The 15,501-nt window shown below is 43.1% G+C and carries 16 protein-coding genes; 12 read left to right on the top strand and 4 right to left on the bottom strand.

The window, feature by feature from the left end:
* Window positions 1-51: 51 nt before the first annotated feature.
* Window positions 52-618, top strand: a complete 567-nt coding sequence (locus AC1DE7_RS07240; RefSeq protein WP_477534026.1) for a sugar O-acetyltransferase — start codon at window positions 52-54, stop codon at window positions 616-618.
* Window positions 619-656: 38 nt separating this feature from the next.
* A complete protein-coding gene (locus AC1DE7_RS07235; RefSeq protein ID WP_477534173.1) occupies window positions 657-1,259 on the top strand; it encodes a sugar O-acetyltransferase in 603 nt (200 codons plus the stop codon).
* Window positions 1,260-1,450: 191 nt separating this feature from the next.
* Here AC1DE7_RS07235 and AC1DE7_RS07230 read toward each other — a convergent pair whose 3' ends face one another.
* Window positions 1,451-2,884, bottom strand: coding sequence for a glycoside hydrolase family 1 protein (locus AC1DE7_RS07230; protein ID WP_340032893.1), 1,434 nt, complete (start codon window positions 2,882-2,884; stop codon window positions 1,451-1,453).
* 345 nt (window positions 2,885-3,229) lie between these two features.
* Between AC1DE7_RS07230 and AC1DE7_RS07225 the strand changes: the two genes are divergently transcribed.
* The gene (locus AC1DE7_RS07225; protein ID WP_477534025.1) at window positions 3,230-4,198 is read left to right on the top strand and encodes a LacI family DNA-binding transcriptional regulator; all 969 of its coding nucleotides are present in this window, start codon (window positions 3,230-3,232) and stop codon (window positions 4,196-4,198) included.
* 211 nt (window positions 4,199-4,409) lie between these two features.
* Complete coding sequence (locus AC1DE7_RS07220; RefSeq protein WP_036608336.1) at window positions 4,410-4,703, top strand: DUF3817 domain-containing protein; 294 nt, start codon at window positions 4,410-4,412, stop codon at window positions 4,701-4,703.
* 79 nt (window positions 4,704-4,782) lie between these two features.
* Here the strand turns inward: AC1DE7_RS07220 and AC1DE7_RS07215 are convergent, their stop codons facing one another.
* Entirely contained in the window at window positions 4,783-4,920 is a 138-nt protein-coding gene (locus tag AC1DE7_RS07215) for a hypothetical protein (protein ID WP_179086465.1), read from the bottom strand.
* A gap of 118 nt (window positions 4,921-5,038) precedes the next feature.
* On the opposite strand from AC1DE7_RS07215, the gene AC1DE7_RS07210 reads away from it, so the two are divergent.
* The 6 genes from AC1DE7_RS07210 to AC1DE7_RS07185 all read left to right on the top strand — a co-directional run bounded on the left by AC1DE7_RS07210 (window position 5,039) and on the right by AC1DE7_RS07185 (window position 11,651).
* The gene (locus AC1DE7_RS07210; protein WP_477534024.1) at window positions 5,039-5,383 is read left to right on the top strand and encodes a thioredoxin family protein; all 345 of its coding nucleotides are present in this window, start codon (window positions 5,039-5,041) and stop codon (window positions 5,381-5,383) included.
* A 180-nt stretch (window positions 5,384-5,563) separates the two neighbouring features.
* A complete protein-coding gene (locus AC1DE7_RS07205; protein ID WP_076330992.1) occupies window positions 5,564-6,586 on the top strand; it encodes a LacI family DNA-binding transcriptional regulator in 1,023 nt (340 codons plus the stop codon).
* 119 nt (window positions 6,587-6,705) lie between these two features.
* Complete coding sequence (locus tag AC1DE7_RS07200; protein WP_477534023.1) at window positions 6,706-7,695, top strand: ABC transporter permease; 990 nt, start codon at window positions 6,706-6,708, stop codon at window positions 7,693-7,695.
* Window positions 7,696-7,710: 15 nt separating this feature from the next.
* Window positions 7,711-8,598, top strand: coding sequence for a carbohydrate ABC transporter permease (locus AC1DE7_RS07195; RefSeq protein ID WP_477534022.1), 888 nt, complete (start codon window positions 7,711-7,713; stop codon window positions 8,596-8,598).
* A 37-nt stretch (window positions 8,599-8,635) separates the two neighbouring features.
* A complete protein-coding gene (locus tag AC1DE7_RS07190) occupies window positions 8,636-10,279 on the top strand; it encodes a type 2 periplasmic-binding domain-containing protein (protein ID WP_477534021.1) in 1,644 nt (547 codons plus the stop codon).
* A gap of 22 nt (window positions 10,280-10,301) precedes the next feature.
* A complete protein-coding gene (locus AC1DE7_RS07185; protein WP_477534020.1) occupies window positions 10,302-11,651 on the top strand; it encodes a glycoside hydrolase family 30 protein in 1,350 nt (449 codons plus the stop codon).
* Between the two features lie 111 nt (window positions 11,652-11,762).
* Here the strand turns inward: AC1DE7_RS07185 and AC1DE7_RS07180 are convergent, their stop codons facing one another.
* Window positions 11,763-12,170, bottom strand: a complete 408-nt coding sequence (locus AC1DE7_RS07180) for a hypothetical protein (RefSeq protein WP_235193806.1) — start codon at window positions 12,168-12,170, stop codon at window positions 11,763-11,765.
* 287 nt (window positions 12,171-12,457) lie between these two features.
* Here AC1DE7_RS07180 and AC1DE7_RS07175 point away from each other — a divergent pair, with 287 nt between their 5' ends.
* Entirely contained in the window at window positions 12,458-13,450 is a 993-nt protein-coding gene (locus AC1DE7_RS07175) for a CgeB family protein (RefSeq protein ID WP_477534019.1), read from the top strand.
* A gap of 61 nt (window positions 13,451-13,511) precedes the next feature.
* Window positions 13,512-14,597 (top strand): glycosyltransferase WbsX family protein, encoded by a 1,086-nt coding sequence (locus tag AC1DE7_RS07170; RefSeq protein ID WP_051447075.1) that lies wholly within the window; start codon window positions 13,512-13,514, stop codon window positions 14,595-14,597.
* Between the two features lie 28 nt (window positions 14,598-14,625).
* Here the strand turns inward: AC1DE7_RS07170 and AC1DE7_RS07165 are convergent, their stop codons facing one another.
* Window positions 14,626-15,471 (bottom strand): AraC family transcriptional regulator, encoded by an 846-nt coding sequence (locus AC1DE7_RS07165; RefSeq protein ID WP_477534018.1) that lies wholly within the window; start codon window positions 15,469-15,471, stop codon window positions 14,626-14,628.
* Window positions 15,472-15,501 lie beyond the last annotated feature (30 nt).

The raw sequence follows: 15,501 nt of genomic DNA, 5'->3' as shown, positions 1-15,501 counted from the left end.
AAGTATTATTTAATGTTGAATTACATGATGTGTAATGAGGGAGCGGTGATCATGACTACGAAGACGGAAAAACAAAAAATGCTGGATGGCGAGCTGTACATGGCTTCGGATCTTCAATTGTCTGAGGACAGAGAGTATGCAAGGAAAATGACGCGGACGTTCAATCAAACGACGGAAACGGATGGTGAGCTTCGCACCAAGTTATTGAAGGAATTGTTGGGATCTACAGGTGAACACCTGGGCATGGAACCTAATATTCATGTGGATTATGGATATAACATTCATGTAGGCAATCATTTTTATAGCAATTTTAACTGTACGATATTAGATGTGTGTGAAGTTCGTATTGGAGACCATTGCTTAATGGGACCAGATGTACATATCTATACGGCTACTCATCCACTCCATCCGCATGAACGCAATACGGGTGCGGAATATGGCAAGCCAGTCACGATTGGCAATAATGTATGGATTGGTGGTAGAGCCGTCATTAATCCGGGGGTTATCATTGGAGACAACGTGGTCATTGCTTCCGGGTCTGTGGTTACAAAGGATGTTCCCGATAATATGATCGTGGGCGGTAATCCTGCTAGAATCATTAGAGAGATAGAGCTTTAAATTATTTTAGATAGAAGATGGGAAGTGCTTACGAAATGATGACTGAAAAAGAGAAATCTCAATTGGGGCTCTTGTATAACGCCAATTATGATCAAGAGTTAATTGAAGAGCGTTTACATGCCAAAGGACTTTGTTACGATTATAACCAGCTTCATCCAGCCAAGATCAATGAAAGAGAAGCGTTAATCAAGAAACTGCTGGGGAAAACGACGGATCGTTTCCTGATTGAACAGCCATTTGTATGTGATTACGGCTATAATATTGAAATTGGTGAGAACTTCTATAGCAATCATAATATTGTCATGCTGGATGGAGGCAAAATCAGTTTTGGAGATAACGTTTTTGTTGCTCCCAATTGCGGATTTTATACAGCAGGCCACCCTTATGATGTTGAGCAGCGCAATGAAGGTCTGGAGATCGTTGGACCCATCACGGTGGGCAATAATGTGTGGATCGGTGGCGGTGTGACAGTTCTTGCCGGTGTGACGATTGGAGATAATACGATCATCGGCGCAGGGAGCATAGTGACCAAGAATATACCGTCTGGTGTGATTGCTGCGGGTAATCCTTGCAGGGTCATTCGCAAGATAACAGAAGAAGACAAAACCAAGTACAGTAGGGATGTAGTGAAGAACATCTAGTGAAGAATAAATAGTGAACAACGTGTGATCGTAGCTAATAAGAATGCCCGATGTGTATCATCGGGTGTTTCTTTTTGAAAAAATAAAATCCCCCAGACAGAAAACATGCCAAGCTACCGTATAACCGACACTCTTTCATGTGATATGTCTGGGGGATAGAAGAATGTATCTGTTACATTTGCTTAAAAGCCTTAACGCTGCAAACTTTTCCCGTTACTGCTGATCACTTCTTTGTACCAATGGAAGGATTTCTTGCGATAACGTTCGAGTGTTCCTGATCCATCGTCATGACGATCCACATAGATATAGCCATAACGTTTTTTCAACTGGGCAGAAGACGCACTGACAACATCAATGCAACCCCATGAAGTATAACCCATAATTTCAACGCCATCTTCAATGGCTTCGCCAACCTGAACCAGATGATCATTCAGATATTGGATTCGGTAATCATCTTCAACTGTTTTCTCGCCGTCCGCATCCGTGATCAATTCATCAACAGCACCAAGACCATTTTCTACAATAAACAGTGGTTTTTGATAACGGTCATAGAACATGTTAAGCACATAACGCAATCCTTGCGGGTCAATCTGCCATCCCCATTCACTTGCTGGCAGATAAGGGTTAGGTACACCCCCAAGAAGGTTACCTTCACCTGCGATTTGTTTCTCCGGGTCTGCTGTCTGACAGATACTCATGTAATAACTGAAAGAGATAAAGTCTACCGTATTCAGCAACATTTCCTCGTCGCCAGCTTCCATCTGAATCTCGATTCCATTTTCACGGAAGTAACGTTTCATATAACCAGGGTAGCGACCTCTTACGTGTACATCACCGAAGAAATAGTTGCTGTGTTCGAATTCCATGACTTTGATCATATCGTCTGGATTCGGTGTCAGCGGGTAGGTAGGCATACTGAGCATCATACAACCAATCTGTGCCGTAGGAATGATCTCATGACAGAGCTTCACAGCGGAAGCACTGGCTACAAACTCATGATGGATCGCTTGATACAGATCTTGCTTGCTAAGCTTCTCCTTAGGTGTATAGATACCACCGCTCATGAAGGGTGCTTCAAGAATCGAATTGATTTCGTTAAAAGTAAGCCAGTATTTTACTTTGTTTTTATAACGTTTAAATACGGCAGTTACATAACGCTCATAGAATCCAACCATTTTTCGGTTAACCCAACCGTCGTATTCTTTGGACAAGTGAAGAGGTGTCTCATAGTGGGATAGCGTAACGAGTGGTTCGATCCCGTATTTGTGACACTCGTCAAACAGATCATCGTAGAATTGAAGACCTTCTTCATTTGGTTCCAGCTCGTCCCCTTTTGGGAAAATCCGGGACCAGGCGATGGAAGTACGGAATACCTTGAAGCCCATCTCGGCAAACAGTTTCACATCTTCTTTGTAGCGATGATACAGATCGATACCGATCAGTTTCATGTTATCTTCGGTTGGTTCTTCCGTGATTGGCCCCATGATGCCTTTGGGAGCTACATCCTGAGTAGATAATCCTTTGCCACCTTGATTGTATGCACCTTCAGCCTGGTTGGCTGCAATTGCGCCACCCCACAGGAAATTTTCCGGGAATTGATAAGTATGATTTTGAGAGTTGCTCATGTGTATCGCTCCATTCATCAAATTGATATTAAGAGGTTGTTCATATATGACATAAAAAAAGCTTAAACGTTGTAACGGGTTACACGTCAAGTTTTACTTTTGACCCCAAATTAAGGCATACTATTATTCTAAATAAGTTCAACTAAAATTTACACGAAAACGGAGAGGACAGAAATAACCAGAAGAAGCGAAGCGGTCGCCTTTATCCCCGGATTTTCCCGTTTAGATATGGGAATCAAAAAATCTGGGGATAACAGCGATCGGAAGGTTGTTCTGTCATCGAAGTGCCAGTGTAAATAACCTTAGTTGAACTTATATAGTTCGTTAGCAAGAAGGGAGCCTCCGATGTCCAAGTTTGATGAAATTATGAAGCGATCAGGTTACTCAAAAGCGACAGTATCACGCGTGATTAATCATTCTCCGCATGTTAGTGATGAAGCAAGACAGATCATAACGGATATTATGAAACAGTTGAATTATATTCCCAACCGGAATGCGATATCGTTATCTACAGGGCAAACAAAGCAGATTGGAATTGTGACCTCTACCACAGGTGAGATCATTCTTACATTCATGAATCAATTCATTGATACAGCCATGGATTTTGGGTTTCAGACGATTATCTATACATCCCGTGGAGATCCGGAGATTGAATTGCAGGCTTTCGAAGATCTGCGCAGTAAACGAGTGGATGGGCTAGTTATTATTGCTTGTGTTAATGATCCTCGGAAATTAAAAGCTTATATGGAGTATGGGCCCATTGTCTCCTGGCAGCGAATGGGAAATGACGAGATTCCGTCTGTTGCGATGGATCAGGCAGAAGGGTATAAGTTAGCTCTGGAGCATCTGGTATCAAGAGGATACACTCGAATTGCAAATGCATTTGGAAGGGCTGAAAGTTTGAATACCCAGAGCCGACGTGAAGCCTATGAATCTTTCATGAAGAGCAGAGGGTTGCATGTGTGGACTGAAGCATATCAATATTCCGTATTTAGCTCCTCCGATGGCGAAGAAGCGATGGGAAGAATGGCTGAGGGGCCAGAACTTCCACAGGCCGTATTATGTTCAAATGATTATGCAGCCATCGGCATTCTTAGTGAAGCACGCAGAAGGAAAATTCAGGTACCGGAACAACTTGCCATTGTGGGGTTTGATGATATCGAGCTTTCCCGTGTGCTTGGAATCACGACCATACACAATCCGATTGCGGAGCAAGCCACCCAGGCTTTCCATCAATTGTGGGCCGTATTGGGTAAAATGGAGTTGCAGACCGAACAGCTGACATACCAGCTGATTGAGCGTGAGACGACTTGAATCCGTAAGACCTGATGTGGGAATCTGGTTTGGTTTTATGGATTCAATAATTATTCAAATTTGAAGCATCTTCGAATCGGAGTCATACGTTATACTGAATATGAGCTTCAGAACGACATATCTGTAAGGAGATGTGGCGTGAGCTTTTTTGTATCATGTTACAAGTTACATATTTCACAAACGATTAGCGGGAAAGGTGAGAATGGACTTTATGAAGACAGTGACAGGCCGATTCAGAATTGCGGGCATATGGGAGGGTGTATCCTTACTTCTATTGATTTTTATTGCTATGCCTCTGAAATATTTTGCAGATATCTCTTCCGCTGTAGCCGTAATGGGCATGATTCATGGTATTTTGTTTCCTTTGTATCTTATTGCACTAGTGCATTTGGCTCTGGTCAAAAAGTGGAAGATAACACGCTGGTTAATGGGTGGACTCGCCGGTCTACTGCCGTTTGGAACTTTTGTATTCGAATCTTATCTTCGGAAGAGAGATTGGAAATAAAAATCAATAAGAATAAATGAAAGCAGGCGACTAATTCAGATGTTATCCGAATTGTCGCCTATTACTTTCTGAACAAGTTCTACTTTACTGTACCTTGCTGACGATCGGACAATAAGCTGACTCCAATATCGCCTGAGGCATTCGACACAGGTGTATACGCCGAGAAGGAAGTCACAACAACCAGGGTAGTGAACAGAAATAAGAATGATTTTTTCATACCATAACCTCTTTCATATGGGGATATATTCCATTTGATTCTAACGCACATAGGCTATACTTGAAAAGAAAAAGTTTAAATGAGCAAGCTATTGAATGATCGAAAGGGTTGAGTTTCTATGAAAGATATTCATGAGTTAACATCCATAGAAATGGTTGAAGAAGTTATTCAACAACATGAATTGGTTTTTTTGTATGTATCTCGTCCAGAGTGCAGTGTATGTCACGCTTTACTCCCCAAGATCAGGGCGTTGCTGGAACCTTATCCATCAATATACCTCGGTCACATTAATGCTAACGAAGTGGAAGAGGTTGCATCCAAGTTTCTTATTTTTACTGTTCCAACAATGATCATGCTTGTGGAGCAGAAGGAATATATTCGAGCGGATCGTTTTGTTCGCTTGGAACGTCTGGAAGAGCAGCTGCAACAGATTCACGCCATGTATATCCAAGATGAGGAATAGAAAGCTAAAGCTTCATGAACGGCGGCTCATATATGAGCCGTTTTTTTTCGCCCGCAGCGGTATATAGCTATGAATAAAGTACATAATGCCTGAACTCACAAATTAAAGTGTTGCCATGAACACGGTTTTATGATAATTTAAACATTATAAAAACGTTTTTATAGTAAAGGAACAAAACTTATGGCAAAGATAACGATTAAAGATGTAGCAAGGGAAGCGGGCGTATCCATATCTACGGTCTCCAACGCCTTGAATGGTGTGGATGTCTTGAACCCGGAGACGAAATCACATGTTCTTAAGGTGGCAGAGCGTTTAAATTATGTGCCCAATCTGAATGGCAAGCTATTGAAGTCTGGTCAAACCAAAATGCTCGGTTTTTTCACCACAAGTGTATCAGGTCCGTATTTCTATAAGCTGGTTGAGTCAATGTCTCGCGAATGTGATCGTCTTGGGTATGGTTTGAATGTATTTGTGACCAAGGATAAACACGTTATTATGAGTAATATTCTGGGTCGGCGGGTGGATGGTGTCATTATCTACGAAGAGCTTCGGATTGATGAGCAAGATATTATCGCCATGGAGAAAGACAAGATCAAGGCGGTTTTTCTGGATCGGGTCTATCAGAGTGATACGATGGGAAGTGTCATTTTTGACTCGTATGTGGCGGCTTATGAAGCAACCAAGTATTTAATTGGGCTGGGGCACAAGAAAATTGCTTATATTTCGGGTGTGGATACGATGTTTGACAGTGTACAGCGTAGGGATGGCTATCTGGCTGCTTTGCGGGAGTACCAGCTTCCAATCGATGAAGATTACATTATACAAGGGTACTTTGAGGAGGAGAGCACGTATAGTGCGATAAAATCTTTTCTTCATTTACACCCCGGCAAGCGGCCTGATGCATTTCTTGCAGGGAATGACTTGAGTGCAATTGGCTGTATGCATGCGTTGAAGTCTGAGGGCTTTGAAGTGCCTCAGGATGTTAGTGTCGTGGGTTTTGACGATATTGATATCGCACAGTATTTTTCTCCACCACTCACAACGGTAAGAAATCAAATTGCAAGACAGGGTATCCTGGCAATCAATCAACTGGTGGGTATGATCAAGGAGAAAGAACAAGGGGCTGCACAGAAATTGGCGGGTGAGCTGGTGGTTAGAGGTTCAAGCCATGTGAAGATCGACCGGAAAGACTACCGTACATAAGTTGACTCAGCTTCTTCTCCGGTCTTTTTTTACATAAATAAAAGCAAAGGGGATTTTTATGCCGAAAAATAAAAACGTTTTTATAAACATGTATGCATGATGGAGGGGAGTAAAAAAACGTGGATAAATTAGCCGTAGAGACTTCAACCGGTAAAAATGCGATCAGTCCCAATGGGAAGAAACCCATCGGGCAACGGATTAAAGAATTCATAGTCGATTATCGGAGACAATGGGAGATTCAATCGATGATTATCCCAGGCATTATCTTTATGATTATTTTCTGTTACATCCCGATTTACGGTTTGACTATTGCCTTCAAAAATTACACGGTCATTGATACGCTTGCTACCGCTCCTTGGGTAGGGCTCGATAATTTCAGAATCATTTTATTAGATAAATACTTCTGGGATGCAGTTGTGAATACGCTGGGGATCAGTTTTTTGAAATTAGGTATCGGGTTTGTCATTCCGATCATTCTCGCAATCATGATCTACGAGTTAAACAGCGGACGATTCAAGAAGTTTGTGCAAACGGTTTCATATTTACCTCACTTTTTGTCCTGGATCGTACTTGGGGGAATGCTGATCACCTGGTTTTCGACAACGGGGTTATTTAATCAGTTGTTACTTAGCCTGGGAGTGATCTCGCAACCGCAGAACATCTTGCTGGATGCAGGCAAGTATTGGTGGATTGCTACGTTATCGGATATTTGGAAAGAAGCAGGTTGGGGAACGATTCTGTATCTGGCGATCATGGCAAAGATTGACCCAACGTATTATGAAGCTGCCAAAATTGATGGTGCAAGCCGTCTTAGACAGATCTGGAATATCACATTGCCCAACATGAAATCAATCATAAGCCTAAATCTGATTTTAACTGTAAGCGGTTTATTAGGGTCAAATTTGGATCAGACCCTGGTTCTCATGAACTCCCAGAACCGCGATAAAGCGGAAGTCATCAATTCGTACGTCTACCGTATGGGGATGTCTCAGGGTGACTTTTCATATGCAACGGCCGTTGGCTTGGGTGTCTCCATCATCTCTGTCATTCTGCTCGTCACGGCAAACAAAATCACAAGCAAATTAAACGATAATCAATCTGTGTTGTAGAAGGAGGCATCCCGCGTGAATGGAAAGGTGGCAAAAGAAGATCTCGATAGTCGGATCTTTGATACCTTAAATATGATTTTGTTAATCATCTGTACGATCGTTATTCTGGTTCCGCTCTGGAATGTCATCATCTCTTCCTTTAGCTCAGGCAAATCGTTGGCGGAAGGTGGGTTCATCTTCTGGTCACCGGAATTCTCGCTGGAGAATTACAGAGCTGTATTCAATGATCAGGGCATCTGGCAGGCCTTCTTCATATCGGTGTCCAAAACAACGATTGGCGTTGTTACACATGTGTTCTTTTGTGCCATGGTTGGTTACGGTCTGAGCAAAAAGTACATAAGAGGCCGTAAATTATACGTTGCCATGGGTGTTATTACAATGTTCTTCTCCGGTGGCATGATCCCGACGTATCTGTTAATCAAATCACTTGGCCTGCTTAACAGCTTCTGGGTGTACATTATCCCGGCGTTATTCAGCTTCTATGATGTCGTGATTCTGATGAATTTCTTCCGGAATGTCCCGGATTCTCTGGAAGAATCGGCCAAGATTGACGGTGCAGGGGATTGGCATATTTTCCTGAAAATCTTCATTCCACTCTCCATGCCTGCCATGGCTACAATTGCGCTATTTAATGGGGTGGGGCAATGGAACGACTTCATGACAACCAAGTTATACATTACCGATCAGTCACTGTATCCACTTCAGATGATGTTGTATGAGATTATAGTTCAGTCCCAGACACAATCCATGCAAAATGTCGGGGGTTCGGCTGTGATAGAAACAACGACCAAAGGCGTGCAGCTAGCCACCATTGTCATTACGACACTACCTATCGTGCTGATCTATCCCATCGTTCAGAGATACTTTATCTCGGGAATGATGCTCGGAGCAGTCAAGGAATAGGAGCAACCAATACCCTATTTTGAGGAGGAACAAAAATATGTTGAAGTTGAATAAGGCATCAGGCAAAAAAGGGATTAAATTGCTCGCAACACTGCTCACAGCCGTACTTATGATTACAGGTTGCAGTGGTGGATCTGGGGGCTCAAGTGAAGGAAACTGGGTTTCCATTGAAGATCGTTATACGGTTGACCCGGAAAAGCCAGCTTGGCAGTTGGATAAAAAGGAAGAGGCTACCGACCTGACATGGTACGTCAATGCGGACTGGTGGAACACCGATTTTGGCAAGGACATTGTTACCAAGAAAATCAAAGAGGATCTGAACATCAATATTAAATTCATCACAGGTGATGATACCAAGTTAAACACCTTTTTCGCAGGTGGAGATATGCCTGACTTGCTGACCGTATTTGACTCCAATTCTCCTGTGGTACAAAAAGCTGCAACCTGGGCGATGCCGCTGAACGATCTGGCGGAAAAATATGATCCTTACTTCAATAAAGTTGCGGCTGCCGATACATTGAACTGGTTCCAATTGGCGGATGGCAAAACCTATGGTTACCCGAACTATTCCAATACACAAGATGATTATGATAGCGGTAACATTCCTGCCAAAACGGCATTTATCATTCGTAAAGATGTGTACGAAGCTTTGGGTAGTCCGGTCATTGGAACGCCAGAAGAATTCCAGAATGTGATGAAACGAATTAAGCAAGAGTTCCCTGCGCTGATTCCATTCGGCTTTAATGCCGTAGGAGAAGGAACGGGTTCACTCGGAGATACGTTGCAAGACTTCATTGGTGTTCCGCTTGAGAACGAGAATGGAGAATTCTATGATCGTAATCTGGATGAAGATTACCTCACGTGGTTGAAAACATTGAACACCGTGTATAGAGACGGCAATATCAGTGATGACAGTTTTGCCGATGATGGAACCGCTTTTGAGGAAAAAGTGAAGTCCGGTAAATATGCGACCATGCTGCTTGACGGTACACCTCAACAAGGAGGAAACCTGCAAATCTACATGAGTGCCAATCCAGGCAAAGAATATGTTGCTATCGATGGACCGCAGAGTACCAAAGGTAATGCACCAACATTGAATCAATCCGGAATAACCGGGTGGATGATCAATTTCATTTCCAAGGACTGTAAAGATCCGGCCAAGGCCATTCAGATATTCACATACTTGCTGAGTGAAGAAGGACAGACGCTTATGAATTACGGGATCGAAGGGGAAACCTACCAAACCAAAGCCGACGGTAGTGTAGAATTGCTGCCAGCAGTGAAAGACATGCAACTGAATAACGCAGATCAATTCAAAAAGGATTATCGGATGGGTGAGTTTATGTTCTTCGGTCATGACCGCCACAAAGCACTCAGTGCAGATGCTTTTCCGGAAGCGATTAAACAGATGCAGGAGTGGGGCAAAGGCAAGCTGAAACCACACTTTATTCTGGAGAATATTAGCCCGGATCAAGGTACACCTGAAGCTCGTGCGTTGTCAGCAATCAATACGAAGTGGAATACAACGCTGGTCAGTATGGTACGGTCCAAGGATGATGCCTCGTATGACAATGCACTGGCTTCTTACAAGTCATTTTTAGGTGAGAACCGTTGGGAAGAGATTGTGAAGGTACGCAGTGAAAAGATGAAATTGAACAAAGAGAAACTAGGCATTCAATAATAGAAATACAAAGGAGAATCCTATGACTACATTCAAAATGTACAAATCTACGGGTGAAGGAGATTTATTTTTATCTCTATCCCAAGAGCAATTGAAACCACTAGATGCTGATAAGGAGACAACGACCATCCATCTGGATGATCAGTTAACGTATCAGGAGATGGACGGATTTGGTGCTTCTTTTACCGATTCATCTGCCTATTTGATCAACCAAATCTTGAGTGAGGAGCAGCGGGAAGAGGTTATGACCCGGCTGTTCCATCCAGAGAAAGGGATTGGGCTCTCGGTCATCCGAAATCCGATGGGAGCTTCGGACTATGCGAGAACGATATACAGTTATAACGATATGCCAGAACAGAAGGTAGACCCGAAATTAACCCAATTCAGCATTACACATGATGAAGAGGACGTTATTCCTCTAACGCAAAAGGCGTTGGCATTGAATCCTGAACTGAAGCTGTTTGCTTCACCATGGAGTGCACCGGGATGGATGAAAACGAGCGGATCGATGATTACCGGACAATTAAAGGCTGAATGGTATCCCGTTTATGCTGAATATTTCGTGAAATACATTCAAGCCTATGGCAAGCATGGATTACCGATTCATGCCATTACACCACAGAATGAGGCGCTTTATGAACCCGGGCACTATCCTGGTATGTTGATGCCAGCCGAGGCCCAAGCAGATTTTATCAAAAATCATCTCAAACCAGCCTTTGTTAACAACGATATTTCAACCAAAATTCTCTGTTACGATCACAACTGGGATCAACCGGACTATCCCCTGACTGTACTTGAACAAGCGGGAGAGGAAGTGGATGGCGTAGCCTGGCATTGGTACGGGGGCGATGCTTCTGCTCAAACGAAGGTTTATGAAGCTTTTGCAAGTAAAGAAGTGCATTTCACTGAAGGTTCGGGTGGAGAGTGGATTCCGCCATTTGAGCAAGCCTTCTCAAATGTGATGCGAACGGGAATTCAGATTCTTCGCAATTACAGCAAGTCCTTTGTACTTTGGAATATGGCACTTGACGAGAACAACGGGCCAACCGTTCCGGGATTTGGCCGCAGTACGTGTCGTGGGATCGTACAGGTGAATCAGCAAACAAAGGAACTTACGTATACACTTGATTATTATGCTCTGGCTCATTTCAGTGCTGTGATCCGCCCGAAGGCTGTTCGGATCGAATCAACATCCTGTGGTGATGGAATTTGTTCTGTGGCTTTTAAAAATGCCGATGGTTCCGTAGCTTTAGTCCTCTTCAATGATGAGGAGAAAACGGGCAACATACAGGTAAAGCTGCGCGACGATGTATTGATGAAGTTCCAGCTGGAAAGCAAGAGTGTCATGTCCGTATTGATCACAGATTTATAAAAGGATGGAGTTATAACCAGGCTTCATCAAAAAAGAAACCAAAAGAAGCGATATCCGGAGTGTACACGGATATCGCTTCTTTTGGTGAAACTCATCTGATTCAGGGTTATCTTATACGGGTTGAATGGCGAGATGGGGTGTCCCGCTACTTTCATCAACGAACAGTATATATTGATTGCCAGCAGTCCCTGTTAAGACCAGACCGGGTTGACCTGCAACACCAGGATTGTAATATCTGAATTGTTGCAAAACGGGGAGGGAGACTGGAAGAGTAGGTTGATTAAGTGCCATTAATTGTGTAGCGGCCTTAACGCTATCTCCAGCTTCAATCACTCCGCCTACACCCAAATGGTTGACAATCGAGGAGCTGGCGTTGATTTGAAGGCTGCCTGTTATGGTCTGACTGCCATTGACGTTTAGATCGACACCAACGGTTTGATTACCATTAACTTGCAGATCTTGGTTAATGGTCTGATTACCGGTGACAAGGATGCTATCAAAAGTTGGCAAAGATATCATCTCCTATATAGTATTCTTATATTCTATGAGGACAAGATCTGGAATGATCCGGGTGGCCACACATTATATACTTGGGATAAAGCCCCTTTTGCACAAAAAGAGTTAGCGAAACACTATTTCGTGCATATTGTAGGCAGAGAATGTTTTCGCATGGAACAGGAGGGTTTGTTATCCAAAAGAAGTCAAGAACGCAGGTTAAGTCCACAAAAAAGAAACGTTCAGTTCATGATGCGAACCGGTTATTCCTGAGACAGATGAATGTGGTTCTGAACAGGAAACTCAAATCCATGCGTAAACATATGGAAGTACAGCAATTGGAACTGAATCAGCAATGGCTGAAAATGATGCAGGTGGGAAGCATACCTACCCGAGAAGTACCAAAAGTGATCTATAAGGAGTTAAATGTGCTTCTTATCACTCCTTGTAATGACCGAGAAATGTCATCACATTGCGTCCTGATTGAACAGAGTCTGAAACATCTCGTGAGAAATGTGAATGAGATTAAATATATCGAATCCGTGTCAGCCTGCTTGTCTTCTAATGATGTTGACCTGATTATGGTTATCGGAAGCGGAGAAAACTTGCCGGATGAGAATATTACAGCATTAAGGACATCCACCGTGAAAAAGGCCATCTGGTTGTCTGCCGATCAACAAGTGAACCAAAGCGAAACTATTCTACCGATTTTTAATCACGTGTTTACACAACATTCAACCCAAATAAGCGATGATCAGCATCATATGGGAAGCACTGGTAGTCATGAACTGTTCATGCCGCCTGATCCACATATATTCTGTCCGCAAGCTGTTCCCCCGGAGTACGAATCGGATGTTTATATCATCGGGGATGCAGAACCGGATGACATCGTCACCGCTGTTGCCAAATCGGGTCTTTTGGATAACAAAAAGGTTCGGGTAGATGGAAAGGGTTGGGCACAGATCGGGGATTTCAATCCTGTTCATACGAATGAAGCTCGTCAGATGTTATATAACGGAAGCAAACTGGTTATTCATCGTGGCGAATCAATCAAAAACGTGATGGAAATTGCCGCATGTGGGACGTTTCAACTCATAGGACCATCTGTGAATCAGAGCAACGTGATTGACCTTAGTAACTTTCAACAATACAACTCTTGTGAAGAACTCACCCAGAAGTTTGAACATTACTGGCAGAGTGTTGATGCAAGGAGACTGGCCGCTAGCCATGCTCTGGCATACATGAAATATAATCAATCCCATCTACAAAAAACATTGCGACTGCTGGATATCATTTTCATATAAATCATCCCAAAAATCACAGGAGCGTAGGCTGCATCATGTTGCTGCATTGGAGGAGTTCTGATTGAAGGTAATTGCTCTGCATCTGCCCCAATTTCACCGGATTGAGGAGAACGACCGATGGTGGGGGGACGGTTTTACCGAATGGACCAATGTAAAAAAAGCCGCGCCTTTATATTCGGGTCATCATCAGCCTAAACAGCCATTTCAGGGGAAATATTATGACCTTTCCGATCCAGATGTACGAAAATGGCAAGCGGAAACGGCTAAACAGCATGGCATTTATGGATTTTGTTATTATCATTATTGGTTCAAAGGCAAGCGTTTGCTGGAAAAACCGGTGAATGAAATTTTGGATAGTGGGGAGCCTGATTTTCCTTTTTGCTTGTCCTGGGCCAATGAGACATGGACAAGAAAATGGGATGGGCAAGAATCCGATATTCTCATGGCCCAGAACTATGGGGATCGAGAGGATTGGGAAGAACATTTTAATTATCTGGTAAAAGTATTTAAGGACAAACGATATATTCGAGTGGAAGGTAAGCCATTATTTCTGATCTATCGACCAGCCAGTATTCCGCAATGTGAGGAAATGATTCAGTTTTGGCGTGAATTGGCTTTGAAGCATGGCCTGAAAGGGATTCATTTTGTGCAGACCATTGGTGGATTCCCTACATTTAATGGTCAGATCTTTGATGCGAGTATGGAATTTGAACCGCATTATACGTTTGCACATGGACATATGAATGGAATCTGGATCGAAATGAACATCAAGGGACAGCAGCATATTGCTGTGAATTACGACAAGGTATGGTCCTCCATTCTCGAACGAACACCACACCGTAACGGAGAAATTGTCTATCCAGGTGCTTTTGTCAATTGGGATAATACACCGCGGAGAGGTGTTGACGGACAGAGTACGCTTGGGGCCACCCCAGAGAAGTTTGGGCTGTATCTGTCCAGACAGATGGAACGAGCGAGGACGCTGTACAAAAGTGAATATCTTTTTGTTAATGCCTGGAACGAGTGGGCGGAAGGGGCATATCTTGAGCCGGATCAAAACTATGGTTATGCTTATTTGAGCGAACTCAAGAAAGTGACTCAGCATGAATCGAACAGAAACAAGTCTATAGGAGGGAGTTCCGAATGAGGGAACTCTCTCTTTGCTTTGAGTTTATTTATAGACCATGTTTCGTTGTAATTCCCGTTTTTTGTTTGCGGTACTCCGTTGGAGTTAACCCTGTATGCTTTTTGAACTGTCTGGAGAAATAATACAAATCACTGAAACCGAGATGCTCGGCGATGGTGGTTATTGTGTTCGGGGTGCACGCCAGCAACTCCTTGGCCTTATCGATTTTTTTGCCAGTAATATAGAGGATCGGAGGAACACCGATCTGCTGCTTGAAGAATCGAATGAAATAATTTGGATGCATGTAGGCGATCTGGGCCAGATCCTGAACCGAAATATTCTCTTCGATGTTGGAATCAATATAAGCCAGAATAGTGGACAGTTTCTCCATGACAGGCACGTTAATAAAAGAGATCTGATCCAGATCCAGATTCATTATATAGTGGGACAGTAGCTCGGTTAGTTTGCTCTTGGCTATCATATGGCCATAGACTTCGTCGGATTTTGCATATGTAAGGATACTGCTGAAGATTGCTTGAATCAACTCAGGTTGATCTATCGTACAGATGTGTGGGAATTTCAGAATTTGGAACAGATTGATTCCCCCAACCTTCGCGCTAAAGTGACACCAATATTTGAGAAAAGGACTTTCATTAATGGCAGAGTAAGACTGTTGGATCCCCTCTGGCATTAAAATAAGCTGATTAGGCGCAGGATAATACTCCTCATCCCCAATTTTGAGCCAACCTTCACCTTCGCATATGAAATAAAACTTGCTGTAATCGGGCGTGTAATCCAGATCCCGCCAATCCGTATCGCACCGATTGTAATTGACCATGAATAATTCGACTTGGAGATTGGACAGGTAGTTCGTAAGCAAAGTTTGGTGATTCATACTTTTCATCTCCATACAAGGTTATTATTG

It is taken from the genome of Paenibacillus sp. 10L310, assembly GCF_056395745.1.
Note: the sequence above shows the minus strand (reverse complement) of the source record. Positions and strands in the feature narration are given on the sequence as shown.